This is a genomic window from Rhodococcus sp. SJ-2, from assembly GCF_053750035.1.
The window spans coordinates 2,652,834-2,677,728 of the sequence record NZ_CM132340.1 but is presented as its reverse complement, the minus strand read 5'-3'; the positions used below and the strand labels follow the sequence as shown (position 1 = coordinate 2,677,728).

General features: G+C 66.0%; 22 protein-coding genes, 1 tRNA gene and 1 rRNA gene. 5 read left to right on the top strand and 19 right to left on the bottom strand.

The annotated features are described in order from the left end of the window. Positions 1–96 precede the first annotated feature (96 nt). The 7 genes from ACSYG9_RS12535 to ACSYG9_RS12505 all read right to left on the bottom strand — a co-directional run bounded on the left by ACSYG9_RS12535 (position 97) and on the right by ACSYG9_RS12505 (position 7,951). A 16S ribosomal RNA gene (locus ACSYG9_RS12535) occupies positions 97–1,618 on the bottom strand. Between the two features lie 490 nt (positions 1,619–2,108). Next, a complete protein-coding gene (locus ACSYG9_RS12530; protein ID WP_440127473.1) occupies positions 2,109–2,306 on the bottom strand; it encodes a hypothetical protein in 198 nt (65 codons plus the stop codon). 248 nt (positions 2,307–2,554) lie between these two features. Beyond that, positions 2,555–2,627: transfer RNA gene (locus ACSYG9_RS12525), tRNA-Thr, on the bottom strand. 62 nt (positions 2,628–2,689) lie between these two features. Beyond that, positions 2,690–3,877: a DNA polymerase III subunit delta' gene (locus ACSYG9_RS12520; RefSeq protein WP_440127472.1), complete on the bottom strand. Its 1,188-nt coding sequence runs from the start codon at positions 3,875–3,877 to the stop codon at positions 2,690–2,692. A gap of 46 nt (positions 3,878–3,923) precedes the next feature. Further along, positions 3,924–6,890, bottom strand: a complete 2,967-nt coding sequence (gene topA, locus ACSYG9_RS12515; protein WP_454842676.1) for a type I DNA topoisomerase — start codon at positions 6,888–6,890, stop codon at positions 3,924–3,926. Positions 6,891–7,005: 115 nt separating this feature from the next. Further along, positions 7,006–7,614, bottom strand: a complete 609-nt coding sequence (locus ACSYG9_RS12510) for a hypothetical protein (protein ID WP_440127470.1) — start codon at positions 7,612–7,614, stop codon at positions 7,006–7,008. A 133-nt stretch (positions 7,615–7,747) separates the two neighbouring features. Further along, complete coding sequence (locus tag ACSYG9_RS12505) at positions 7,748–7,951, bottom strand: cold-shock protein (RefSeq protein ID WP_005248460.1); 204 nt, start codon at positions 7,949–7,951, stop codon at positions 7,748–7,750. Between the two features lie 351 nt (positions 7,952–8,302). On the opposite strand from ACSYG9_RS12505, the gene ACSYG9_RS12500 reads away from it, so the two are divergent. After that, entirely contained in the window at positions 8,303–10,657 is a 2,355-nt protein-coding gene (locus tag ACSYG9_RS12500) for a DEAD/DEAH box helicase (RefSeq protein ID WP_440127469.1), read from the top strand. Between the two features lie 22 nt (positions 10,658–10,679). Here ACSYG9_RS12500 and ACSYG9_RS12495 read toward each other — a convergent pair whose 3' ends face one another. From ACSYG9_RS12495 to ssd, 7 genes are all read right to left on the bottom strand, one after another. Beyond that, complete coding sequence (locus ACSYG9_RS12495; RefSeq protein ID WP_440127642.1) at positions 10,680–11,078, bottom strand: Rv3654c family TadE-like protein; 399 nt, start codon at positions 11,076–11,078, stop codon at positions 10,680–10,682. A 5-nt stretch (positions 11,079–11,083) separates the two neighbouring features. Further along, positions 11,084–11,398 carry a TadE family type IV pilus minor pilin gene (locus tag ACSYG9_RS12490; protein ID WP_440127468.1) on the bottom strand — a complete coding sequence of 105 codons (315 nt, stop codon included), beginning with the start codon at positions 11,396–11,398 and terminating at the stop codon, positions 11,084–11,086. A 47-nt stretch (positions 11,399–11,445) separates the two neighbouring features. After that, entirely contained in the window at positions 11,446–11,610 is a 165-nt protein-coding gene (locus ACSYG9_RS12485) for a DUF4244 domain-containing protein (protein WP_440127641.1), read from the bottom strand. Positions 11,611–11,699: 89 nt separating this feature from the next. Next, positions 11,700–12,287, bottom strand: a complete 588-nt coding sequence (locus ACSYG9_RS12480; RefSeq protein ID WP_440127467.1) for a type II secretion system F family protein — start codon at positions 12,285–12,287, stop codon at positions 11,700–11,702. Continuing rightward, on the bottom strand, positions 12,278–13,078 hold the full coding sequence (locus ACSYG9_RS12475) for a type II secretion system F family protein (RefSeq protein WP_454842674.1): 801 nt from the start codon (positions 13,076–13,078) through the stop codon (positions 12,278–12,280). Before ACSYG9_RS12475 ends, ACSYG9_RS12480 begins: the two co-directional genes overlap by 10 nt. Next, entirely contained in the window at positions 13,078–14,247 is a 1,170-nt protein-coding gene (locus ACSYG9_RS12470; protein WP_454842672.1) for a TadA family conjugal transfer-associated ATPase, read from the bottom strand. Before ACSYG9_RS12470 ends, ACSYG9_RS12475 begins: the two co-directional genes overlap by 1 nt. Beyond that, complete coding sequence (gene ssd, locus ACSYG9_RS12465; RefSeq protein ID WP_440127464.1) at positions 14,244–15,308, bottom strand: septum site-determining protein Ssd; 1,065 nt, start codon at positions 15,306–15,308, stop codon at positions 14,244–14,246. The genes ACSYG9_RS12470 and ssd overlap by 4 nt, the downstream gene beginning before the upstream one ends. A 340-nt stretch (positions 15,309–15,648) precedes the next feature. Here ssd and ACSYG9_RS12460 point away from each other — a divergent pair, with 340 nt between their 5' ends. Next, positions 15,649–16,515: an HAD-IB family hydrolase gene (locus ACSYG9_RS12460; protein ID WP_440127463.1), complete on the top strand. Its 867-nt coding sequence runs from the start codon at positions 15,649–15,651 to the stop codon at positions 16,513–16,515. Between the two features lie 435 nt (positions 16,516–16,950). On the opposite strand, the gene ACSYG9_RS12455 is transcribed toward ACSYG9_RS12460, so the two are convergent. After that, positions 16,951–17,703 (bottom strand): oxidoreductase, encoded by a 753-nt coding sequence (locus ACSYG9_RS12455; RefSeq protein ID WP_440127462.1) that lies wholly within the window; start codon positions 17,701–17,703, stop codon positions 16,951–16,953. A gap of 226 nt (positions 17,704–17,929) precedes the next feature. On the opposite strand from ACSYG9_RS12455, the gene acs reads away from it, so the two are divergent. The 3 genes from acs to ACSYG9_RS12440 all read left to right on the top strand — a co-directional run bounded on the left by acs (position 17,930) and on the right by ACSYG9_RS12440 (position 21,513). Beyond that, positions 17,930–19,861, top strand: coding sequence for an acetate--CoA ligase (acs, locus tag ACSYG9_RS12450; protein WP_454842671.1), 1,932 nt, complete (start codon positions 17,930–17,932; stop codon positions 19,859–19,861). Positions 19,862–20,056: 195 nt separating this feature from the next. Continuing rightward, complete coding sequence (locus ACSYG9_RS12445; RefSeq protein ID WP_440127460.1) at positions 20,057–20,557, top strand: phage holin family protein; 501 nt, start codon at positions 20,057–20,059, stop codon at positions 20,555–20,557. A 23-nt stretch (positions 20,558–20,580) separates the two neighbouring features. Further along, the gene (locus tag ACSYG9_RS12440; RefSeq protein WP_454842950.1) at positions 20,581–21,513 is read left to right on the top strand and encodes an alpha/beta fold hydrolase; all 933 of its coding nucleotides are present in this window, start codon (positions 20,581–20,583) and stop codon (positions 21,511–21,513) included. 5 nt (positions 21,514–21,518) lie between these two features. On the opposite strand, the gene ACSYG9_RS12435 is transcribed toward ACSYG9_RS12440, so the two are convergent. The 4 genes from ACSYG9_RS12435 to nth are packed head-to-tail and all read right to left on the bottom strand — an operon-like array spanning position 21,519 to position 24,875. Continuing rightward, complete coding sequence (locus ACSYG9_RS12435) at positions 21,519–22,709, bottom strand: MarP family serine protease (RefSeq protein ID WP_440127459.1); 1,191 nt, start codon at positions 22,707–22,709, stop codon at positions 21,519–21,521. Then, positions 22,706–23,404 (bottom strand): NUDIX domain-containing protein, encoded by a 699-nt coding sequence (locus ACSYG9_RS12430; protein WP_440127458.1) that lies wholly within the window; start codon positions 23,402–23,404, stop codon positions 22,706–22,708. The genes ACSYG9_RS12435 and ACSYG9_RS12430 overlap by 4 nt, the downstream gene beginning before the upstream one ends. Next, positions 23,401–24,063, bottom strand: a complete 663-nt coding sequence (locus ACSYG9_RS12425; protein WP_454842669.1) for a TlpA family protein disulfide reductase — start codon at positions 24,061–24,063, stop codon at positions 23,401–23,403. Before ACSYG9_RS12425 ends, ACSYG9_RS12430 begins: the two co-directional genes overlap by 4 nt. A gap of 5 nt (positions 24,064–24,068) precedes the next feature. Next, a complete protein-coding gene (gene nth / locus ACSYG9_RS12420) occupies positions 24,069–24,875 on the bottom strand; it encodes an endonuclease III (RefSeq protein ID WP_440127456.1) in 807 nt (268 codons plus the stop codon). Positions 24,876–24,895 lie beyond the last annotated feature (20 nt).

Here is a 24,895-nt window from a genome sequence, read left to right as displayed (position 1 = left end):
ACCCATGAGCACCACCGGACAACATGTGTATCCGTAATGGCTCTGCCTGCTCCCCCGACACCAACGTGTCGATCCGAGACAGGAGATGCTCCTTAGAAAGGAGGTGATCCAGCCGCACCTTCCGGTACGGCTACCTTGTTACGACTTCGTCCCAATCGCCGATCCCACCTTCGACGGCTCCCTCCCACAAGGGGTTAGGCCACCGGCTTCGGGTGTTACCGACTTTCATGACGTGACGGGCGGTGTGTACAAGGCCCGGGAACGTATTCACCGCAGCGTTGCTGATCTGCGATTACTAGCGACTCCGACTTCACGGGGTCGAGTTGCAGACCCCGATCCGAACTGAGACCGGCTTTAAGGGATTCGCTCCACCTCACGGTATCGCAGCCCTCTGTACCGACCATTGTAGCATGTGTGAAGCCCTGGACATAAGGGGCATGATGACTTGACGTCGTCCCCACCTTCCTCCGAGTTGACCCCGGCAGTCTCCTGCGAGTCCCCACCATTACGTGCTGGCAACACAGGACAAGGGTTGCGCTCGTTGCGGGACTTAACCCAACATCTCACGACACGAGCTGACGACAGCCATGCACCACCTGTATACCGACCACAAGGGAAACCACATCTCTGCAGTCGTCCGGTACATGTCAAACCCAGGTAAGGTTCTTCGCGTTGCATCGAATTAATCCACATGCTCCGCCGCTTGTGCGGGCCCCCGTCAATTCCTTTGAGTTTTAGCCTTGCGGCCGTACTCCCCAGGCGGGGCGCTTAATGCGTTAGCTACGGCACGGATCCCGTGGAAGGAAACCCACACCTAGCGCCCACCGTTTACGGCGTGGACTACCAGGGTATCTAATCCTGTTCGCTACCCACGCTTTCGCTCCTCAGCGTCAGTTACTGCCCAGAGACCCGCCTTCGCCACCGGTGTTCCTCCTGATATCTGCGCATTTCACCGCTACACCAGGAATTCCAGTCTCCCCTGCAGTACTCGAGTTTGCCCGTATCGCCTGCAAGCCCGCAGTTGAGCTGCGGGATTTCACAGACGACGCGACAAACCGCCTACGAGCTCTTTACGCCCAGTAATTCCGGACAACGCTCGCACCCTACGTATTACCGCGGCTGCTGGCACGTAGTTGGCCGGTGCTTCTTCTCCAGGTACCGTCACTTGCGCTTCGTCCCTGGTGAAAGAGGTTTACAACCCGAAGGCCGTCATCCCTCACGCGGCGTCGCTGCATCAGGCTTTCGCCCATTGTGCAATATTCCCCACTGCTGCCTCCCGTAGGAGTCTGGGCCGTGTCTCAGTCCCAGTGTGGCCGGTCGCCCTCTCAGGCCGGCTACCCGTCGTCGCCTTGGTAGGCCATTACCCCACCAACAAGCTGATAGGCCGCGGGCTCATCCTGCACCGAAAAACTTTCCACCAAAAACCATGCAGCCTTTGGTCATATCCGGTATTAGACCCAGTTTCCCAGGCTTATCCCGAAGTGCAGGGCAGATCACCCACGTGTTACTCACCCGTTCGCCACTAATCCACCCAGCAAGCTGGGCTTCATCGTTCGACTTGCATGTGTTAAGCACGCCGCCAGCGTTCGTCCTGAGCCAGGATCAAACTCTCCGTTAAAGACTCATAATCAAAACCCCGAAGGGCTGATCAGTCAAAGACATCGAGCCAAATCACTAGCAAAAAAACTCAAACTAGCAAAACACTGACCACCACAGACGGAAGAATGTGATGATCAGCAAATTCGACCACCGAACATCATCGGTGATCGCACCAAAATAATTGGCACTGACATTCATCGGCACACTGTTGAGTTCTCAAAGAACACGCACACATCATCACTCACCGGACACATCCGGCTCGTTCCGAGGCAACTGTTCCAGCCTAGACCGTTTCACTCACGGACGCAAATCCGTGTGCGGTTCGGAACCAGGGGCGGTGCGAAACCTTACCAGAAGGTGTCGTACCAGTGAAATTCAGGCGTCTTCGTCCAACCTCGTTGTCCCTGACCGTGTGGTCCGGGTCGGTGTCCGTGTCGCTCTGACCTGGAATAAGTTACGCGAGGTCCTGCCGGAACACCAAATCGCCAGGTCAACCATGTTTACTGCTCTCAGGGCACCCAATACTTCTCCGCAAGCGCCTGTACGACGGCGTCATCTTCCTCTGCACGATCGAGCAACATCAGATCGTGATTCAGGTCCATGGCCCTGGGGTCATCTCCTTCGGCGTCCCCGAGGGGCCGGCCCCCGTCCTCTGCACGTTGCCGGAGGATCTTGTCGCGCACTCGCCTCTTCAACGACTCGCTCATGTATCGAGCATGGGCGTCACACCGCAGCTTGTCGAGAGGCGCGGAACTCCCGCCGGAGCGCATGGCGCCTAGCGATCGTCGCGGTTACGGAAGACTCGAATCGCCATCGGAAGCACAACTGCCAGGGCCCCGAGTATCAGGATGAGGGAGAACAGTTCCATCAGCATGGTGCCCATGATCCACGCAGATCCGGTGGAGCGTCGAGAACGGCGAAGGCCCCGTCCTTGTGGACGGGGCCTTCGCCTCTGAGCTGCCTGAGAGAATCGAACTCTCGACCTTTTCATTACGAGTGAAATGCTCTACCGACTGAGCTAAGGCAGCGCGCCTTGCGGCGACCGAAGTCTAGCCGAAACCCCCCCGCTCGACGCAAACCGGCAGGAAGCTCACCGGAACGCGGCGCTCAAACGAGCCGCCATTGCGGCCAACGCGAAGCGAGGTTTGACGTTCTGCGCGAGCGCTTCGCGACAGTCGAGGATCGCTTCGATGCAGTCGAGGAGCCTTTCGGGCTTGGCCCGGGAGGCGAGGTCGCGGGCGCGGTCGGTCATGTCGGGATGGTTGGGCGTCGTCACTGCACCCATCGACTGCGCAAGCGCATCCCGGTACAGCCCGGCAAGGTCGATGAGAGCACGGTCCATGATGTCGCGCTCGGTGCGGGTCTTGCGTGACTTCTGGGTGCGTTCGAGTTCCTTGAGTATTCCCGCCGAACCTCGCAGAGCACCGGCAGCTCCTTTACCCGTACCGCCGGCACCGAGGGCGGTCTTGAGTTCCTCGGTTTCGCGTTCGTCGCGGTCTGCACTGATCTCTTTGGCTTCGGCCTCTGCGCGCCGGCCGAGTTCTTCCGCAGAGGTATAGGTGGTGGCGGGTCGAAGGACGGCGCCCGCGACATCCAGAGCGCGGGCGCGGTTGTCGCGGGCAGCCGCGTCGGTGGCGAGACGTCGAGCACGACCCACATGGCCACCACTGACCGACGCGGCCCACTGCGCGGCATCCGCAGCGATACCGTCGACGTCGCGTAGGACCTGAGCGATGGAGTCGACGCTCGGGGTGATGAGCCCGACGTGCCGGCACCTCGACCGTAAGGTCACCGAGATGTCCTCCGGATCGACCGACGGTGCACACAGTAGGAAGACCGTGCGCTGCGGCGGCTCCTCGACGACCTTGAGCAGTGCGTTCGCAGCACCTTCGGTAAGGCGGTCGGCATCTTCGATGACCACGACCTGCCAACGCCCGGTACTCGGTCGCCGAGACGCGACCTGCACGATCTCGCGCATCGCCTTGACACTGATCGTCAGGCCTTCGGGAACCACACGCCGGACATCGCCGTGAGTACCCGCCATCGTCGTGGTGCACGCGTGACAGCAACCGCATCCGGGTGTCACGTCGTCGGTGCACTGCAGTGCCGCCGCGAAGCAGAGGGCTGCAACGGAGCGACCTGATCCGGGCGGACCTGTGAACAGCCAGGAGTGCGTCATCGCAGAGCCGGAGACGCCGGTGCGCGCGGCCACCGCCGCACCCACCAGATCGGTCTCGACATCGCGTTGACCGACGAGACGATCGAATACTCCGGGCATGCGGCTCAGCGTAGCGATCGGCACCGACGACCTCGGTCCGGGCAGATCAGTCTGTCGTCTCCTCGGCCGCGGTCTTCTTCGCTGCGGTCTTCTTGGCGGGAGCCTTCTTCGCTGCTGCCTTCTTGACCGCGGTCTTCTTCGCTGCGGTCTTCTTGGCGGGAGTCTTCTTCGCCGCCTTCTTGGTCGTCTTCTTCGCCGGCCCCCTGGCACGACGATCCGCAAGCAGCTCGGATGCCCGTTCGTCGGTGATCGTGCCGACCTCGTCGCCCTTGCGCAGGCTCGCGTTGGTTTCGCCGTCGGTGACGTACGGACCGAAACGGCCGTCCTTGATCACCATCGGCTTCTCGCTGACCGGATCGACACCGAGTTCACGCAATGGCGGAACTGCAGCTGCCTGGCGTCCGCGGCGCTTCGGCTCTGCGTAGATCTTCAGGGCTTCGTCGAGGGTGACCGTGAACATCTGTTCCTCGGTCGCCAGCGAACGCGAGTCGGTACCCTTTTTCAGGTACGGACCGTAGCGACCGTTCTGCGCGGTGATCTCGTCACCGGATTCCGGATCGACACCGACCACACGCGGTAGCGACAGCAACCGCAGAGCGTCATCGAGAGTGACGGACGACAACTCCATCGTCTTGAGAAGAGACGCCGTGCGCGGCTTCGGGCCGGTGGCCTTCTTCGCTGCTTTCTTCGCCGGCGCCTTCTTGGCCGCCTTCTTTGCGGCCGTCTTGGTCGCGGTCTTCGTTGCGCCGCCGCTCGTCAGCTCTTCGACCGGGACGGGCGTGACATCGGGCTCCGGCTCCGGCTCGGGCTTCGGCTCGGGCAGCAACTCGGTGACGTACGGACCGAAACGACCCTCACGAGCGACGATCTCGTGTCCGGTCGCCGGATCGACACCGAGAACCCGACCCTCTTGCGGGGTGGAGAACAACTTCTCCGCGTATTCGAGGGTCAACTCGTCCGGCGGCAGATCCTCTGGCAGGTTCGCGCGCTGCGAGATCGGATCGGCCTCGGGATTGTCGGGGTCGACGACCATCCGCTCGAGGTACGGACCGAACCGGCCCACTCGCACGTGGATCTCGCGGCCCTCGGCATCGTCGAACAGCCGGATCGAGTTGATCTCGCGAGCATCGATGTCTTCGAGGTTCTGCCCGACCAGCTTCTTCAGGCCGCCCTTGCGTGCCACCGAATCCTCGTCGCCGTGCTCGCCGCCGAAATAGAACCGCGACAGCCAGGCACTGCGCTGCTCCTGGCCCGAGGCGATCTCATCGAGATCGTCCTCCATACCTGCGGTGAAGTCGTAGTCGACGAGCTGACCGAAATGAGCCTCGAGCAGACCGATCACCGCGAACGCCACCCACGAAGGCACCAGCGCGCTGCCACGCTTGTAGACATAGCCGCGATCGAGAATCGTCTTGATGATCGATGCGTACGTCGACGGACGCCCGATTCCCAGCTCTTCGAGAGTCTTGATCAGGCTCGCTTCGGTGAAACGGGCCGGCGGGTTGGTCGAGTGCCCATCCGGGTCCAGCTTCGTCGCGGTGACAGCCGAGCCCTCGCGGAGGTTGGGTAGCCGTGACTCCGCGTCGTCCGACTGACCGCCTGCCTCCTCGTCGACACTTTCGACGTAGGCCTTGAGGAACCCGGCGAACGTGATCGTGCGACCCGATGACGAGAAGGTGCACACCTCCCCCGTCCCGGCGGTGCCGGTGATGCGGAGCGTGAGGGTGGTGCCTCTGGCGTCGGCCATCTGCGACGCGACCGTACGCTGCCAGATCAGCTCGTAGAGCTTGAATTCGTCGGTATCGAGCCGCGAATGCAGTTCGCCCGGAGTCGCGAAGACATCGCCGGCGGGCCTGATCGCTTCGTGCGCCTCCTGGGCATTCTTGACCTTGCGGGTGTACTGGCGGGGCGTCGCGTGGACATATTCGGCGCCGTACAGCTGTGTGGCCTGTGAACGGGCCGCGGCGATCGCCGACTCGGACAAGGTCGTCGAGTCGGTACGCATGTAGGTGATGTAACCGTTCTCATACAACCGCTGCGCGATGCGCATCGTGCGTTCGGACGAGAACCGGAGCTTACGGCCCGCCTCCTGCTGCAGCGTGGAGGTCATGAACGGTGCATAGGGCTTGCGCGTGTACGGCTTGCTCTCGGCCGACGACACCGTCAACGCGACACCGGACAGCGCATCGGCCAGGCGACGGGCATAGCCCTCGTCGAGCACGACGACACCGTCGGTCTTCAGAACGGCGTCGGGGCCGAAGTCGCGACCCGCCGCGACGCGGGAGCCGTCGACGTTGACCAGGCGTGCGCCGAACGATCGGGGACTCGCATCTGCACCGGCATCCATGGTGGCAGCGATATCCCAGTATTCGGCAGACTTGAACGCCATGCGCTCACGTTCGCGTCGCACGATGACACGGGTCGCGACCGATTGGACTCGGCCCGCCGACAGTCGGGGCATGACTTTCTTCCACAGCACCGGGCTGACCTCGTAGCCGTACAGGCGATCGAGGATGCGACGGGTTTCCTGTGCGTCGACCAGGTCGTTGTCGAGCTCTCGGGTGTTCTCGGCCGCAGCACGGATCGAGGGCTCGGTGATCTCGTGGAAGACCATCCGGCGTACCGGAACCTTGGGCTTGAGGGTCTCGAGGAGGTGCCATGCGATGGCTTCACCCTCGCGGTCGGGGTCCGTCGCGAGATAGAGCTCGTCTGCATCCTTCAGGAGCGACTTGAGCTCGGTGACCTTGGACTTCTTCTCCGGGCTGACGACGTACAGCGGCTCGAAGTCATGATCGACATCGACGCCGAGCCGAGCCCACGACTCGCCCTTGTACTTGGCGGGAACGTCGGCTGCACCGCGGGGTAGGTCGCGGATATGCCCGACGGAGGCTTCGACTACATAGTTACGCCCCAGGTAGGGGGCGATCTTCTTTGCCTTGGTCGGAGATTCGACGATGACGAGTCGGCGCGTGCCCGACGCGTTGTCCGACGTGCTTTTGTCCCGTGCTGCCACCGTGACGCCTGAACCTTCCCTTTTGCCGACATGTCCGTCTCTCGAAGACATGTATACCGACCTGTCTCCCCGACTCGGTCACACACAGGGTCGCACACACTCGGTCGATCGCTCGTCACATGTGGTGGTCGAAGTGCTCGTGACGTGGCCAGATCGCTCGGGCTTCGGAGTCGTCGGGTGGCGCTCCGATGCTCTCCGCGAGCCGCGCGATACGGCGCGGTCCCGACACTCGCAACCCTGGTGGGGCACCATGCGGGCTGATCAAGGTGGGAGCGATTCCGGCCACCATCAGAGCCTCGGAAAGTGACACATACGTGCGGGGCGCATTCGGGTCGAGCCCGAGGACGTACCGCTCACCCACCACTTCAACCCGGCCCGCTGCCAGGAACCATGCCCGCAGCGCCCCGGCACTCGGGACCCATCCGGCCGGGACACGCTTGGATCCGCCGTGCGACCACGCGGTCGCGAGCGGAACGAGCTCGGAAACGTCGGAGGTGCACACCCGCGCAGACCCGTCCGGTAAGGCATCGATCGCCGCGGTCAGACCCGTAGCAATGATCTGATCGGCGATCGCGGACGCGCGCCATGGCGCCTCGACCGTCACTGTGATCTGCGCCGAGTCGGCTGTGCGCGTCACGATTCGTCCCTGCGAGGCGAGCAACCCGCTCAGGTCGGACAATGCCGGTGGTGCGGTATCGGCGCCGAAGAAGGACAGTTGACTCACTGCTACCTCCTTGCGTATTGCCTCTTCCAGTTGTATTGATCCGAGAAAGCCATCGTCCCCCATCGCCGGTGGCGACAGGGGACGATGGAGTGAGAGCGATCGCTCTCACAGGTGCTCGACGGAGCGCGCCGAATCAGACGGCGCGCACACCGGTGGCCTGCGGGCCCTTGGTGCCCTGCCCGACCTCGAACTCGACGCGCTGGTTCTCCTCGAGGGTGCGGAAACCGGAACCCTGGATCTCGGAGTAGTGAACGAACACGTCGGCAGAGCCGTCCTCCGGAGCAATGAAGCCGAAGCCCTTCTCCGCGTTGAACCACTTCACAGTGCCCTGTGCCATGCTTTTCCTTCTCTTTCTAACACCGGATTCGACGAGCCGCTGGGGACAGCGGCCGCCAGGTCCCGATTCCGACCGCTGTACCTTTCGAATCCCCCGTTGGAAGAGCTAAAGCACACCGCTCGCAACCACGATCCTGCGAGCGTGCACTTTCTCAAGTCTACGAACACAGAAGCTGCGACCGCGTGCCAGTCAATCATGTTCCGGGCGGTCACAACAGTAGGTATGGCACAATCGCGCCAAAATTCTGATCTTGCAGGCCGCTCGGTAGCATGACCAGCGGGTAGAGGGTTGATCCCATGCTACGCACCATCGCCTCGACCCGCACCGAATTCGATCCACCGGAGCCGACGCGTGACCAGTCCATCCCCTATCCACCACGACACGGGCACTCCCCCCGGTTACGGACAGGCGCTACTCGACCGACTGCTCGCAGGCACGCCTTCGAACGAACACCCTCTCACCTACGCAGCCGATCTACCCGCACGGAGGGCGCAACACGTCCCTTGGCCGGATTGGGCCGCCGACTGCGTCGTCGACGCGCTCCGCGAACAAGGAGTGTCGCAGCCCTGGCGACATCAGATTCACGCCGCCGATCTCGCATCTGCGGGCAGCAACGTCGTGGTGTCGACCGGCACCGCGTCGGGCAAATCCGTCGCCTACCAGCTTCCGGTCCTCACCGCGCTCGCGTCGGCCCCTCAGGCCACCGCGCTGTATCTCTCCCCCACGAAAGCTCTGGGCGCCGATCAGCTGCGCGCGGTGACGGATCTGACCGGCAGGACGGGTGAACTGTCGACAGTTCATCCGTGCGCGTATGACGGCGACACCTCCACCGAACTACGTCGATGGGCACGAAGCCATTCTCGGTGGATCTTCACCAACCCCGACATGTTGCACCTGGCGATACTGCCCGGCCACGCACGCTGGGCTCGACTGCTTCGGCGGCTACGGTACGTCGTGATCGACGAGTGTCACTCGTACCGCGGAGTCTTCGGGTCGCATGTCGCGCTGGTCATCAGACGGTTGCGCCGCCTCGCGAACCACTACGGCGCCGACCCGGTGTTCATCCTGGCATCCGCCACCACCGCCGACCCCGGAGCCGCCGCCTCACGGCTGATCGGGGCGCCGTGCAAGGAGGTCACCGAGGACGGTTCGCCACACGGTCCGCGCACCGTCGCCTTATGGGAACCGCCGCTGCTCCGGGAAGTCACCGGCGAGCGCGGCGCACCCGTACGCCGCGCTGCCGGCGCCGAGGCAGCCCGGCTTCTCGCCGACCTCGTCGTCGAAGGTGCGCGCACGCTGGCATTCGTCCGTTCACGTCATGGTGCGGAGCTCACCGCGATGGGTGCGCGGCGTCTGCTCGCCGAATCTGCACCCGAACTCGCGGACCGTGTCGCGACCTACCGCGCCGGGTATCTCGCGGAAGATCGTCGCGACCTGGAGGCCGCACTGTCCGAGGGGCGGTTACTCGGTGTCGCGAGCACCAACGCCCTCGAACTCGGGGTCGACATTGCAGGCCTCGATGCCGTGGTCGTCGCCGGATTTCCCGGCACCGTCGCGTCGTTCTGGCAGCAGAGCGGTCGGGCCGGGCGTCGCGGTCAGGGTTCTCTCGTCGTCCTGGTCGCGCGCGACGACCCACTGGACACCTACCTTGTGCATCACCCGCAGGCGCTCCTCGACAGGCCCGTCGAAGCGACCGTGACCGACCCGTCGAATCCGTATGTGCTCGGGCCACAACTGCTGTGCGCTGCCCTCGAGTTGCCGCTCTCACATGCTGAGGCCGAGGGGTTCGACGCGCAAGAGTTGCTCACGGAGCTGGCGGGACAGGGTCTGATCCGTCGGCGCCCCCACGGTTGGTTCGTCACACCGGACACCCATCCGCACGCCGAGGTCGATATCCGCGGCGGCATCGGCCATCCGGTTGCGATCGTCGAAGCCGACACCGGCCGGATGCTCGGCACCGTCGAGGCGGGACGCGCGCCGGCAACCGTCCACCCCGGCGCAGTGCACCTCCACCAGGGTGAGACCTTCGTCGTCGACGAGCTTCAGCTCGACGACGGTGTCGCGCTCGTGCACGCAGAGGATCCGGAGTGGTCGACGTCCGTTCGGGAGGTCACCGACATCCGAGTCGTGGCAGTGGAAGAGACCCGCAGATACGGGCCCGTCGCCGTGCAGATGGCCACAGTCGAAGTGACGGGGCAGGTGGTCGCCTATCTCCGGCGTCTCCCCTCGGGGGAGGTGCTCGACCAGATCGACCTGGACATGCCTGCGCAGACCCTTCCGACGCGCGCGGTGCTGTACACCGTCACGCCGGAACTGCTCGACCGGATCGGATTGACACCCGAGCGCGTTCCCGGCTCTCTGCACGCGGCCGAACACGCCGCCATCGGATTGCTCCCGCTCATCGCAACGTGCGATCGAGGCGATATCGGCGGCGTGTCCACCGATCTGCACGCCGACACGGGCCTGCCCACGGTGTTCGTCTACGACGGACATCCCGGCGGGGCCGGCTTCGCCGAACGTGGATTCTCACGGATCGTTCCGTGGCTCACTGCCACCCGCGACGCAGTGCGCGCATGCGAATGCGCCGACGGTTGCCCCTCGTGCGTGCACTCCCCCAAGTGTGGGAACGGCAACGATCCGCTCGACAAGGCCGGCGCGATCGCCCTGCTGTCCGCAATGTTGAACGGGATCGCCGGCTCACCGTGACAACCGAACGCGAGGGACCCGCTCATTCGTGCGTCCCGCGCGTTCGATTGCGCTCGGTCGTGGAATCGGACACGTCCGCCGCGGGACCGGCCCTTGCGATGGCCGACGCGTCCCGCTCACCGAACATCGGCGACACCGGAGCGTACGTCTCCACCACCGCGTCCCACCCATGGATCCGGCAACTCCGCACCCCCACATCCATACGGACGGCCACGGTCTTCGCGATCGCACAGGCCTCGTCGACTCCCTGGTCGAGTAAGGACGCGACGGCCAGCGCCCCCAGATCCGCTGCGGCCTGCACGCGGTGACGGACCACCACGACCGATCCGACGTGCAGAACGGTCGCGGTGATCGCGATGAGCGCAGCCATGATGCAGCATCCGAGGATGCTGGCGCTGCCGCGCTCGTCGTGCAGGTCCATCCGCGTCACGAGACCTCACCCGGCTCGCGCACTGCAACAGCCTCGGCTGTCAGAGTGATCATCGGAAGCAGCGGCGCGTCGACTCTCACGATCGCGACGACCAGATCGTCTTCCATACCCACTTCGATGTACGCACCGGAAGGGGCGACTCGGGCCGCGATCTCGACCGCCCGAGCATCGTCGCCCCGCGCCGCCAGTCGTGCCGCCTCCCGCGCCGCGTCCTGACATTGCACCTGTTGCGAAATACACAGCACTGCCCCGAGACACAGCGTCAGAACGGTGACGAGCGAAGCGATCGCAAGTGCGGCTTCGACTGTCACGCCGCCCTCGTCCCCCACGACGACGCGTCGAGCCCGCGCCCATGCCGTCACACCGAAGTATTGAGGGCACGTTCGACGATGCCGGTCAGCGCCGACACGATTCCGTCTCCGGTGACGACTGTGTACAACACGGCACCGAAGGCCGCCGCGGCGATGGTACCGATGGCGTATTCTGCCGTCGACATGCCGTCGTCGTCACTTACCACCTTCATGACGCGGCGGGCCAACGGCCGTTCTCGTTCTGCAGATTCGGTGAACACGAGTTTCCCCTTTCTATCGGCGCGGACGGTCCGCGTCGACGTCACAACAGCCCTGAGCCCAGGACGCCCCGGGCCAGGCCGATCACCACCGGTACGATGCCCAGGCACACGAATGCCGGTAGGAAGCACAGGCCGAGCGGACCGCTCACGAGCACCCCTGCACGTTCGATGGCGCCTGCAGCGTCGTCTTCGGCCTCCGAGCGATGCCGCACGGCGAGTTCGGACACGATGTCGGACAATGGCGCACCGGATTTCGCCGATCGCCGCGCAGCGCGAGCGAAGTCTTCGAGCAGCGGGTCGCCTTCCGCGGACCACGCGTCTGCCGGGTCGGCGCCGAGCTTCAGGCGGTCGGCTCCTCGACGGAGCGCTGCAGCGAGCACAGGCGGCGCAGATTCCGCGACCACACCCGCCGCCGATGCTGCCGGCATCCCCGCTCGCAGGCACGCGGCGAAGAGATCGAAGGCGGCGGCGGTCGCATACGGATCCTGCACGTTGCCGGTCGCCGTGCTCGTCGTCGGGCCGGGCGATCCGTGCAAAGCCTGCAGCCGCCGCGTTCCAGGGTCGGGCACGGCAACCAGTGCTGCGGCAAGACACAACGACGGCAGCAACATCGACGCGCTCACCGGCATACCCTGTCGGCGATACGGTCGGTCCACAGCAGTCCTGCGCACACGAGCACCGTGCCGAGTACCAGCAGCACTGCACCGAGACCGCCACCGAGGAGCGTCGTCAGAGGCGACGCTCCCATGAGTTGCCCCAGTGCCACTCCGAGCGCGGGTAGCGCGGCAAGAACCGTTGCGGTGGCGCGAGCACCGGCGAGTCCTGCTGTGGTTCTGGTCCGAATCCGCAGGCGCGCAGCGAGATCGAATCGAGCCGCCGACAGCAGTTCGGCGAGTGCCAGGCCGTGACGATCTGAAACCGACCATGCATCGGCAACCCGGACGAGGCTTTCACCGATTCCGTCATGAGCAAATTTGGTTGCCGCACCGCGCAGTCCGTCGGAGGCAGATCCCCCCAACCGTGCCCGGGCCGAAGCGACACGCAGCGAGTCCGACGTCGGACCGGTTGTTTCGCGCGCGGCCGTATCGCACGCGTCGGCGGGATGCGCACCGACGTGGAGCTCCGCGATCACCATGTCCAGGGCGGAGAGCAGGACCCGGCGTTCCGTGTCGAGAGACGTGGCCCGTTGTCGGCGACGCAACCGGAACACGATCGTGGCGACTGCGACCGCCACGGCGACGGCAGCACCTGCTCCCACGATCAATCCTGCAGCCGACGCGACGACCACCGCGCAGAGCACGCGGTTCGGTCGGCGTAACGCTGCCGATGAAGGGGTGGCGGGCCGTCCGAGTCGCCGGCGCGCGTCGGCACCGGAAGAAGCGAGGACGGCGGCAGCCAGGCACAGGAGGGATGCAGTCACTACCGCTCCCTCGACCGCAGGATCCGTTCGAGCAGTTCCGAACCGGGCACAGCACCGTCGGCGTATGTCCACGCGGGCACCACCAGTACCCCCGCGACCGCGTCGCGTTCGAGCACCCCGATCTCGACGAGTCTCCTGGTGCCGTCGGGGGCACGGTGGACATGAAGGATCACCTGCACGGCTGCAGCAAGCTGACTGTGAAGGGCAGCACGATCGAGTCCGCCGAGGGCTGCGAGCGCTTCGAGCCGGGCGGGTACTTCGTCGGGCGAGTTCGCGTGGACTGTTCCCGCACCGCCGTCGTGACCTGTGTTCAGCGCTGTCAGTAGATCGACCACCTCGGCGCCTCGCACCTCACCGACGACGATCCGGTCGGGCCGCATCCGCAATGCCTGACGCACGAGGTCGCGCACGGTGACCTCTCCTACGCCTTCGACGTTCGGCGCTCGGGCGACGAGACGAACCACATGCGGGTGATCGGGGACGAGTTCGGCCGCGTCCTCGACGCACACGATTCGCTCCGCGGGATCCACAGCGCCGAGGAGCGCCGCCAAGATCGTCGTCTTTCCCGCCCCCGTTCCCCCGACGACGAGGAAGGCAAGGCGTCCCGCCACGATCCGGCGGAGCAATCGGTGAGCCTCGGGGTGCACTGCCCCACGTTCGACCAACGCATCGAGCCCCTGCGTGGCCGGTCTCAGCACGCGCAGCGACAGGCACGTGCCGCCCTGGGCGACGGGCGCAAGGACCGCGTGCAGACGGACGCCGAACTCGCCGTGCCCGGGGAGTCGGCCGTCGACCCACATTTGTGCGTCGTCCAGCCTGCGCCCGGCGAACAATGCGAGGCGCTGCGCGAGCCGTCGGACGGCAGCCTCGTCCGGAAAGGTCACCGACGTGAGGGTCAAACCCCCACCGCAGTCGACCCACACTCGGTCGGGTGCGGTGACCAGTACATCGGTCACGGTGGGGTCTGCAAGCAAAGCTTCGAGTGGCCCTGCTCCGGTGAGCTCGGTCTGGAGGTGGCGCAGAGCGACGAGAAGGTCCGTGTCGCCGAGTACGCCGCTTGCCTCGGCACGCAGTGCAGACGCGACACGTGCGGGCGACAGTTCCCCCGGTTCGGCCGCGAGCCGGTCGCGTACCCGGTCGAGCAGTTCGGCGTCCAGAACATTGTTCATGAGATCCTCCTCGCCCCGGTGCGACCGGGCGAGTCGAGGACCTCGAGGGCAGCAACAACGAGCGGCGAACGCCGGCGTAGGGGCAGACCGCCACGTTCGAGTGCCTCTGCGAGCCCTGGCTGAGGACGCATCGCGGCCAGCAGCGGTAGTCCGACGACGGCTGCGACATCGACAGCGCGCAGACCGCCGGGTGCTGGGCCACGCACCACGACTCCCGCCGTGGCGGCACGACCGGCGAGCCAGTCCGCTGTCCGGGCGGCAGACAACGCGCCGCTCACCCGCGCCTGGGTGACGAGCACAGTGGTGTCGGCAGCAGCGACCGCGGCTTCGGCTACCTCGTCGAACGTACGGGCTACGTCACAGACCACAGTGGCGCCCGCACGCCGTACTGCTTCGAGTACCGCGGTGAGCGGGGTTGCACCGATGCGTTCGGCACCCCGGTCGCCTGCGAGCACGCCCACTCCCGATAGCCATTCGGGTACTGCGTCGCGCAAAGCGCGAGCAGAAACAGTGCCGGAGTCGATGGTCAGTCCGGACCATCGGATGCCTGCGCGTTCTTCGAGGCCCGTGAGGGTATCGAGTCCCGCTCCGAAGGGGTCGGCGTCGACGAGAAGGACGCCGCCGGGGGCTCCCCTGGTGGCAGCCGTCCATGCCAGCGCGGCGGCGAAGGTCGAGGCGCCTGCCCCGCCACAACCACCGAGCACTGCGAACACAGTGCCTCCGCCCGCCTCGGGCTCGGCCGCTGCACCGAGAACGGCGAGCAGTTCCACTTCGTCGCCGGGAAGGCCCAGTACATGCTCGGCGCCGACCGTGGCCGCAGCCTGCCATTCGTCCAGCCCGGGCGTGTCCGGACAGACCAGCACGATCCCGGATCGGCGGGGCAACGCAGCGGCGCACACGAGCGCTTCGTCGCGGTCGACGACGACCACACCTGCGTCCAGCCATGCGCGGCGCTGCGGCAGCGCGGCCGGTTCGGCCAGTTGCCGGTCTGCTGCCGCCGCGACACGGCGCAGACTCGCCAGCAGAGTCGCGTCGCCGATCAGCGCGAGGACGTCGTTCATGCCGCACAGCGTGCGCCGCCGACGACCACCGTGGAAGGCCGATTCACCGGTAACGCCGAATCTGTGGATGAATCAGGCGCCTGTGGACAACTCGGCGTGATGGCTGCAACCGGGAACGGTCATGGGCTCGGAGCGAAAACCGGTCTTGACAAAAAGACGACCCTCGCCAGGGGGGGAGGAGGCGAGGGCCGTCGCAGTTCAGCCCCGGGGGGGTCGGGCTGAACACTGCCTGGATATCCAGGCTGACGCGATACTACACCTTCCATACTCAGTGTTTGCAAGTTCAAGCATCCGCGTGGCGCGGCACATCCGGGCCCCGAAAAGTGGCACCGCGGGCCCTATGGTGGAGAACGTGACAGACGCGACCGCGGATCCCGCCGAGTCCGGTCGGATCGCTGCCTTCTTCGACCTCGACAAGACCGTCATCGCCAAGTCGAGCGTCCTCGCATTCACCCGCCCGTTCTTCGAGCATGGCCTGCTCAACCGCCGCGCGGTGCTCGCGAGCAGTTACGCACAACTGCTCTTCGTACTGTCCACTGTCGACCAGGAACGCGTCGATCGGATGCGTGAGCACATCGCGCAGATGTGCAAGGGCTGGGACGTGGAGCAGATCCGTTCGATCGTGAACGAGACACTCGACGAGATCGTCACGCCGTTGGTGTATGCCGAAGCCAAGGACCTGATCGCGGACCACCGAGCCCGCGGGCACGACGTGGTGATCGTGTCGGCGTCGGGCGAGGAGGTCGTCACGCCGATCGCGCAGGCACTCGGTGCCTCCTACAGCGCCGCAAGCCGGATGCGCATCGTGGACGGGCGCTACGCCGGCGAACTCGAGTTCTACTGCTTCGGCGAGGCGAAGAGCACCGCGATGCGTGAGCTCGCAGCGGAACACGGCTACGACCTGACACGTAGTTACGCGTACTCGGATTCGGCGACGGACGTGCCGATGCTGCAGGCCGTCGGCAAGCCTCGCGCGGTCAATCCCGACCGCGCGTTGCGGCGTTGTGCGAACGAAAATCAATGGCTCATATTGACTTTCACGCGACCGGTGCCATTGTCGCGACGCGTGCGCCCGTCAGCGAAAGGACTGATCCGACTCGCCGCGGCGGGAGCCTCGGCAGCGTTGATCACCGGTGCCGCAGTCTACCTCGCCGGGCGCAGGCACGACCCCCGGCGACACCCTCGCCTCCTCCCACTCCCGAGCTGAATCTTTCCGGGCCAGGGTCTTGCCGACGCCGAAAGTACGGGGTACAAATGAGTTACGGAAGCACGGGAGGCCAAGAGCGAATCGGAAGAGAAGATTCGATCTCCCGCCCGGGTTTCCCAGCACGGACACCGAGTACCCACGCGGAGCCGATGCCACTATAAGGGCAGAAGCGTTGTGGGCCTGCGAGTTCCGAGTTCTCGAAGGCAAGACCTTCACACCCGTTGTGAAGAGCGAACCGCCGACACCCGGATCATCGCCGAGGCCGTTGACACACAACCCACACCAGCACGCATGGTAACCCGGCAGGTCCGTGCTAGCGGGTGGCGCACCGATCACGATCGGCGAGCCACCCGCTTTTGCATCGCGTGACCGAAAGCCACAGCACTGCAGCATGTTCAGAGCACAGCAACGCGTTTCGAACGGGTGCGGCGACTGTCAGTTACCTCCGAACGCCTCGGCGATCGACGTGGCTTCGCGAGCGCCTGCCTCGAGCGCACCGCAGCAGAAGATGACCCAGCCGCCGACACCCACTTCCGTGCCCTGAGCGAAGCCCGCGATCCCGTCGCGGTACGCCTGCGCTCGCCGCATCCACGTCACTTCGGGCACCCCGAGGTTGTGGGTGTCGAGTCCGGACGCCACACACACCAGCCGCGACGCCGCGCGCGCCACGAGACCGTCGGCCACAGCGAAGGGGCTCAGTGTCCTGAGCTCGCCGTGCACCACCGCCGCGAGGACCGGAGCGGGGACAGAAGTGCCTCCCGTGACCAATTGGGCGAGTGCGTCGAGCCGTTCCGCCACCCCGGGCTCCGGCCGGGGCCGACCCAGCTGCTCCGGATCGCCCACCAGATCTGCGGCGGCGAGCAGGTGTAGGCGCGCCAGCGCCTGCAACGGTGCACGGCGCCAGGTGGACACTTGAATTGCAAGCGCGTCACCGTCGAGGGACTGTGCGACGCGCAAAGCTCCCGACAGGACCGGATCGCCGGTTTCCCCGGGGGGCGGAAGCTCCGTCGATCCACCGTCGATCGCCGCCGACGCTCGCGCGGCCCGTACCGAGGCTTCTGCCGCGGTGTTCGGCCAGCCGCGTCGGTTCGTGCGGTGACGGTGAACCTCGGCGAGAGCGTCACGCGCGCGGTCTGCCGCGTCACGCACGCCGGGGAGATCGAGGATGGGCTGCAGCGGATCGGTCACGGTCCCGAACGGTACCGGCGCGAGCTGCACGCATCACCTATGGCCCGTCGCCGGACGCATGAGGAGCCACTCGTCGTCCCTGCCGACCGCCCGTCGCGTGACAACGACCGATCAGCGCATGTGAGCAGGTTGCAGCGTCGTGCAACGATGCGATCCGCGTCACAGGTGACTACGCTCACTGACGTCCGAACTGTTTTGCCACGACCCGGAAAGAGGCCACCGCACCATGACGAGCGCAGCCCAGGACCACGATCAGCAGGTGTTCCCGCCGAGTGCCGAGTTCGCCGCCACCGCCAACGCAGGTCCCGAGTTGCAGGCCGCTGCCGACGCTGATCGGCTGGCGTTCTGGGACGCCCAGGCCCAGCGGCTCGACTGGGCGACGCCCTGGACGCAGGTGCTCGACTGGTCCGATGCTCCCGTCGCGAAATGGTTCGTCGGAGGCTCCCTCAACGTCGCCTACAACTGCGTCGACCGCCACGTCGAAGCAGGCAACGGCGACCGAGTCGCGATCCACTTCGAGGGCGAACCCGGCGACTCCCGCTCACTGACGTACAACGACCTGCTCGCCGAGGTCTCGAAGGCCGCGAACACGTTCACCGACCTCGGTCTGACCGCAGGCGATCGCGTCGCGATCTACATGCCGATGATCCCCGAGGCGATCATCACGATGCTCGCTTGCGCCCGCCTCGGCCTGACCCACTCGGTGGTCTTCGGCGGCTTCTCGGCCTCGGCACTGCGTTCACGCATCGACGACGCCGAAGCCAAACTTCTCGTCACGGTCGACGGGCAGTGGCGCCGCGGCCAGGCCGCACCGCTCAAGACCGCCGCCGACGAGGCCGTCAACGGGGCCGCGCCGATCCGGAACGTACTCGTGGTCAAGCGCACCGGTATCGACGTCGAGTGGACCGACGGCCGCGATCTCTGGTGGCACGAGACGGTCGAGAAGGCCTCCCCCGAACACACGCCCGAGGCGTTCGACGCCGAACACCCCCTGTTCATCCTCTACACCTCCGGCACCACCGGAAAACCCAAGGGCATCGTCCACACCTCCGGCGGTTACCTCACCCAGGCGTCGTACACCCACCACTACGTGTTCGACCACAAGCCGGGCAAGGACGTCTACTGGTGCACCGCCGACATCGGCTGGGTCACCGGACACTCCTACATCGTGTACGGGCCGCTCTCGAACGGCGTCACCCAGATCGTCTACGAGGGCACCCCGAACTCACCGAACGAACACCGGCACTTCGAGATCATCGAGAAGTACGGAGTGTCGATCTACTACACCGCACCCACGCTGATCCGCACGTTCATGAAGTGGGGCCGCGAGATCCCCGACGCCCACGACCTGTCGTCGATCCGCCTGCTCGGCTCGGTCGGCGAGCCGATCAACCCGGAGGCGTGGCGCTGGTACCGCGAGGTCATCGGTGCGGGCAAGACCCCGATCGTCGACACCTGGTGGCAGACCGAGACCGGCGCGATCATGATCTCGCCTCTCCCCGGCATCACCGCCACCAAGCCCGGCTCTGCGATGGCACCGCTGCCCGGAATCTCCGCAAATATCGTCGACGACGAAGCCCACCCGCTCGGTGCGGGCGGAAACGGCTACCTCGTGCTCGATCAGCCGTGGCCGGCGATGCTCCGCGGAATCTGGGGTGATCCGCTGCGCTACCGCGAAACCTACTGGTCCCGGTACGAGGAGCAGGGCTGGTACTTCGCAGGCGACGGCGCCAAGTACGACGAAGACGGCGCCCTGTGGGTACTCGGACGTGTCGACGACGTCATGAACGTCTCCGGGCACCGCATCTCCACCTCCGAAGTCGAATCTGCCCTGGTCAGCCATGCCGCTGTCGCGGAAGCCGCCGTCGTCGGCGCAGCCGACGACACCACCGGTCAGGGCATCGTCGCGTATGTGATCCTGCTCGAGCACGTCGAGAACACCGGCGATGCGCTCATCAAGGAACTGCGCGATCACGTCGCCGTCGAGATCTCCCCGATCGCGAAGCCGCGGCAGATCACTGTGGTTCCCGAGCTGCCCAAGACCCGTTCCGGCAAGATCATGCGACGCCTGCTCCGCGACGTCGCCGAAGGGCGGGAACTCGGCGACACCTCGACGCTGGTGGATCCCGCGGTCTTCGACGCGATCCGTAAGAAGTAGTCCGATCCAGGCTGCGCCCTCCCGGCATCCGTCCCGGGAGGGCGCAGCGTCATCAGGGGAGCGAAGAATCCGAGGAAATCACAAAAGCCACCGCGTTGCTGTGCCACTCGTCGCCCCCTCACTGGGATCGGCGCTACTGTTACGGCGTGGGTGAGCCCACCGCAAGCAGAACGAACCAACTGAAGGGGTCGACTAGTGAGCGTCACGAACGGGAACCGGCCGGGAGACGGGGCGCCGAGCAGCATCTCGGGCATTCCGCTGACGGAGGTGCCCACCCCGACCTCGAGGGACGCAAGCATCGGCGAACTCGTCCGTGACGCGACCGCCCAGGTGTCCACACTGTTCCGCGCCGAGGTCGAGCTCGCGAAGGCGGAGGTCACCGGCGAGGTCAAGAAGGGTCTGCAGGGCAGCCTGTTCTTCATCCTCGCCCTCGCCGTTCTCATTTTCAGCTCGTTCTTCTTCTTTTTCTTCCTCGCCGAACTGCTCGACGTCTGGGTTGCCCGCTGGCTCGCCTTCCTGATCGTCTTCCTGCTGATGGTGGTCGTGACGGCGATCTTCGCGCTCATCGGTTACATGAGGGTGCGCAAGCTACGGGCGCCGAGCAAGACCATCGACTCACTCAAGCAGGCGAAGACGGTTCTGCCGATGTCCGGCGACGATGCCGAGACGCAACGTCCGCACTACGCAGCTCGTTGACGCAGCTCGACCGATCATCCACTTTGACCCCACCCGATCCGTCCACGGTCCGCTACGACGGACCGTGGGCCCACCGCGACATCCACGCCAACGGCATCCGACTCCACGCAGTCGAAGCCCATGGCGCACCGCCCGGCGCGCCGCTGATGGTCTTCATCCACGGCTTCGGTGATCTGTGGTGGTCGTGGCGCAATCAGCTCACCGCGCTCGCCGAGGCAGGGTACCGCGCGGTCGCAATCGATCTGCGTGGCTACGGCGACACCGACAAGCCGCCCCGCGGCTACGACGGCTGGACCCTCGCCGGCGACGTCGCAGGACTGATCCGTGCGCTCGGACATACCGAAGCGGTTCTCGTCGGCCACGCCGACGGGGGGCTGGTGTGCTGGGCCACCGCCGTTCTGCACCCCCGGCTCGTCCGCGCGATCACGGTCGTGGACTCCCCGCACCCGATTTCGCTTCGCGATGCAGCCATTCGGGACCGGGCGCAGCGCAAGGCCCTGCTGCCCGGGTTCCTCGCTCATCAGCTGCCGTGGCGACCCGAACGGCTTCTCGTGCGCGACGACGGCGCCGAGATCGAACGATTGGTCCGCCTCCGTTCAGGCAGCGACTGGCAGCACAGCGCGGAATTCCCTGCCGTCGTCGACCGCCTGCGCTCAGCGGTACAGATCCCCGGAGTCGCGCACTGCAGCCTCGAGTACCAGCGGTGGGCATTCCGTAGTCAGTGGCGACCCGACGGCCGCCGGTTCATGAAGGCCATGGACGTCACCCTGACCCTCCCCGTTCTGCAGGTGCACGGTGCGCTCGATCCGTATGTGGTGGCCGCGACCTTGCGACGCTGTGTGCGACACGCGCCCGGGCGCATCATGAAGTTCATCGACGGTGCAGGGCACTACCCTCACCAGGAGAAGGCCGACGACGTCACGGCTGTCCTCCTGGACTTCATCCGCGCCCTCTGATCGCGTCAGACGATGCACGCCCCGGTTTCGACGGCGGCGACCATCGAGTCGGCTATCGCGAGCTGACGACTCACCTCGGACGCCGTGAGCGCGAAACCGGTGTCGGTATCGTCGACGGCCGCACCGAACACCATGCCCAGGATCTGTCCCTGCGGGTCGACGAGCGGTCCACCGGAATTGCCCTGCTGGATGAGCCCGCGCAGTGTGTAGACCTCACGCTCGACAGTGCCGCTGCGGTAGATGTCCGGTCCCTGCAGGTCCAGGGTCTCTCGGATGCGGGCCGCGCTCGCGGTGTACGGGCCACCACCCGGGTACCCCAGGACGATGGCGTCGTCGCCCGACTCCGCCGGGGTGGCGGAGAACGGAAGCGGAGCCGCGGTCAGGCCGGGAACCGCGAGGATCGCCACGTCCACCGCGGGGTCGAACAGTACGACCTCCGCGTCGAGTGCACGCCCGTTGCTCTCCACGGTCACCGCCGCGGTCCCCGCCACGACATGAGCATTCGTCATTACGCGTTCGGGCGCGACCACGAAGCCCGATCCTTCGAGTGCTTTCTGGCAACTCGGAGCGACGCCGTTGATGCGCAGCACGCTCGAATGCAGCTGTGCGGGGATCGGCCCGTCGAGCAACGTGCCGTCAGGAACGGCGACCTCTGCGATCGGTGTTCGGCCGAACGGCCCGATCACCTCGGGGAGGCCCGAGGTGTCGAGAAGCGCTGAGAACTCGTTGGGGATCGCCCGCATCCAGTCGGTGGCGAGGTTGTCGACGGTGCCGAGCACCGTCGATCCGCGCACCGCCGCGGAAATCTGCGGTTGCGCCGCGGAAGTCAACGGGACGGCCAGCAGCCAGGCAGCGATCAGGACTGCGACGGATTGGAGGCCCGCGCCGATCACACTGTCGACCGCACGGGCGCTGGGGCTGTGCATGCTGCTGCGCGCGGCACGGCCGAGCACCATGCCTGCAACCTCCCCGACCACCACCAGCACGATGATCAGCACGATCCCGGCAAGGATCCGTAGCCGTCCCTCGTCGACGTGGACGAGAACGTGAGGTGCGATGAGGATGCCTGCCACCGCCCCCAGCAGCACTCCCAGGAACGCCAGCGCCGAGGCGACCGCTCCCTGCCGAAGACCGGACGACGCCGCGATGATCACGACGAGGACGATCACCAGGTCGATCCAGTTCGATCCGGTCATGCGTCGATCACCCCCGATTCGAGTTCGGCTTGCACCACTGCCAGGTCACGAACGTCTCGGTGATCCCATTCGATCTCCCATCCAGACACCGTGAACAGGCCGGCGAGAACCCCCGCTGTGAATCCCCATACGAGCATGCCGTCGACCTGGAACGCCGGGCCCCGATACCCCATTCGGTGGGAGACCTGGAATCGGTTGTCCGGGTCGAGCAGGTCGCGTACAGGTACACGCACGACACGAGCCGCCTCGGCCGGGTCGACCACCCCGACCGGGCTGGGCTTCTCCCAGTACGCCACGACCGGGGTGACGTCGAACCCCGACGGCGGAATGAACAGTTCGGGCAGCACCGCCAGCGGTCGCACTCCGTCCGGGTCGAGCCCGGTCTCCTCCTGCGCCTCGCGCAGAGCGGTTGCGATCGGACCGTCGTCCTCGGGGTCGGCAGCACCGCCGGGAAAGGCGACCTGCCCGCTGTGCTGGCGCATGGTCGCGGCGCGCTGGGTGAGCAATACCTCGGCGTCTGCAGGGAGACCTCCGCGGGCTACGGGGTCCGGCTCGGGCGAGCCGCCGAACAAGACGAGCACGGACGCCTGGCGGGTGGTCATCCCATGTGGAGCTCCGCGAGTCAGCACAGGATTGAGTCCGTGCGGATCGGTGGGCTCGCGAGTGGCTACACCCCGCAGCCAATACGGAGTCATGCGACAACCCCCAGATGTGTCTCTACGACCTCGGCCACCTCGTCGGCGCTGCGAAACGGCTGCGGGAGCACCTTGGCGATCGAACCGTCAGCGCGTACGAGCACCGTGACAGGTAGGACTGCCGGCGCGGACACCGTAGCCTGCACGCGTCCTGAACCGTCCTGCACTCCGGGCAGCCGGACGCCGTACCGCGCGAACCGCTCCAGCGCGTTGCTCTCGTTGGGATCGGTATGCACGGTCACCACCGAGACTGCGTCGCCCGCGCGTAGCGCGAACTCCTCGAGTACGGGGAGTTCTTCGGCGCAGGGAGCGCACCACCACGCCCAGAGATTGACGACGGCGGGACGACCGGCAAGTCCGGCGGCAAGGTCGACGGAGCTACCGTCGCCCACGCACTCGAACACCAGCCCGGCGAGTGGTCCGTCCGGAGGTGCGCCGGTCGGTGCCGGACACGGCGGCAGATCCGCTGCGGCGCGAAGTGGGGCCAGCGCCTGTGCGTCGTCCTGGGGTCTGCGATCGACGGGGGCCGCAGAAGTACCCGGACCGTCGGTGGGGGTCGGCTCGGAGGTGTCGCTGTCGCGAGGCCAGATGGCGACGATCAGCGCGATCACGACGACCAGTGCTGCCAGGCTCCAGCGGCCTGCACTCGAAGGACGCACCGCCGTCACATCCCGGCGAGCTCGAGCAGATGCTCGGTCTCCGGTCCCTTCACGAGCCTCGCGGCGAGGCTCGGATCGGTGGGTCCGATCCCGTAGGAAGGGCAGTCCTTCGCGAGCACGCACACTCCGCACGCTGGTTTACGCGCGTGGCAGACCCGCCGGCCATGGAAGATCACCCGGTGGGACAGCAGCGTCCATTCCTTGCGCTCGATGAGCTCACCGACCGCGTGTTCGACCTTCACGGGGTCGGTTTCGTCGGTCCATTTCCACCGGTTCACGAGCCGGCCGAAGTGGGTGTCGACAGTGATTCCCGGCACATCGAAGGCGTTGCCGAGGACCACATTCGCTGTCTTCCGGCCGATGCCCGGGAGCGTCACGAGGTCTTTCATCCGGCGCGGAACCTCGCCGTCGAAGCGCTCGAGCAACGCCTGCCCGAGGCCGATGAGCGAGTTGGCCTTGTTGCGATAGAAGCCGGTGGAACGGATGTACTCCTCGAGTTCCGTGCGGTCGGCTTCCGCGTACGAACGAGCGTCGGGGTAGCGGGCGAAGAGCGCAGGCGTGACCTGGTTGACTCGTACATCCGTGCACTGTGCAGACAGAATCGTCGCTACTGCGAGCTCGAGCGGAGTCGTGAAATCGAGTTCGCAATAAACGTGCGGGAAGGCATCGGCAAGACGCCGGTTCATCCGCCGCGCGCGCCGCACCAAACCGAGGCGGGACTCGGGTCCCCGGGCCCGACGTGGCCTGCGCGAGCTCCGTTCGGCGGAGCGGACAGGGCTCGAATCGAGGCTCTCGGACGGGGTCGGTTGCACCTGGACCACTGTACGTAAGA

Excerpts from the sequence above, each read along its gene's own strand:
- ACSYG9_RS12530 (WP_440127473.1), bottom strand. The coding sequence starts at position 2,306 with ATGAGCGAGTCGTTGAAGAGGCGAGTGCGCGACAAGATCCTCCGGCAA.
- ACSYG9_RS12520 (WP_440127472.1), bottom strand. The coding sequence starts at position 3,877 with ATGCCCGGAGTATTCGATCGTCTCGTCGGTCAACGCGATGTCGAGACC.
- ACSYG9_RS12505 (WP_005248460.1), bottom strand. The coding sequence starts at position 7,951 with ATGGCACAGGGCACTGTGAAGTGGTTCAACGCGGAGAAGGGCTTCGGC.
- ACSYG9_RS12495 (WP_440127642.1), bottom strand. The coding sequence starts at position 11,078 with ATGGACCTGCACGACGAGCGCGGCAGCGCCAGCATCCTCGGATGCTGC.
- ACSYG9_RS12485 (WP_440127641.1), bottom strand. The coding sequence starts at position 11,610 with ATGAAGGTGGTAAGTGACGACGACGGCATGTCGACGGCAGAATACGCC.
- ACSYG9_RS12480 (WP_440127467.1), bottom strand. The coding sequence starts at position 12,287 with ATGCCGGTGAGCGCGTCGATGTTGCTGCCGTCGTTGTGTCTTGCCGCA.
- ACSYG9_RS12470 (WP_454842672.1), bottom strand. The coding sequence starts at position 14,247 with ATGAACAATGTTCTGGACGCCGAACTGCTCGACCGGGTACGCGACCGG.
- ssd (WP_440127464.1), bottom strand. The coding sequence starts at position 15,308 with ATGAACGACGTCCTCGCGCTGATCGGCGACGCGACTCTGCTGGCGAGT.
- ACSYG9_RS12460 (WP_440127463.1), top strand. The coding sequence starts at position 15,649 with ATGGTGGAGAACGTGACAGACGCGACCGCGGATCCCGCCGAGTCCGGT.
- acs (WP_454842671.1), top strand. The coding sequence starts at position 17,930 with ATGACGAGCGCAGCCCAGGACCACGATCAGCAGGTGTTCCCGCCGAGT.
- ACSYG9_RS12435 (WP_440127459.1), bottom strand. The coding sequence starts at position 22,709 with ATGACCGGATCGAACTGGATCGACCTGGTGATCGTCCTCGTCGTGATC.
- ACSYG9_RS12430 (WP_440127458.1), bottom strand. The coding sequence starts at position 23,404 with ATGACTCCGTATTGGCTGCGGGGTGTAGCCACTCGCGAGCCCACCGAT.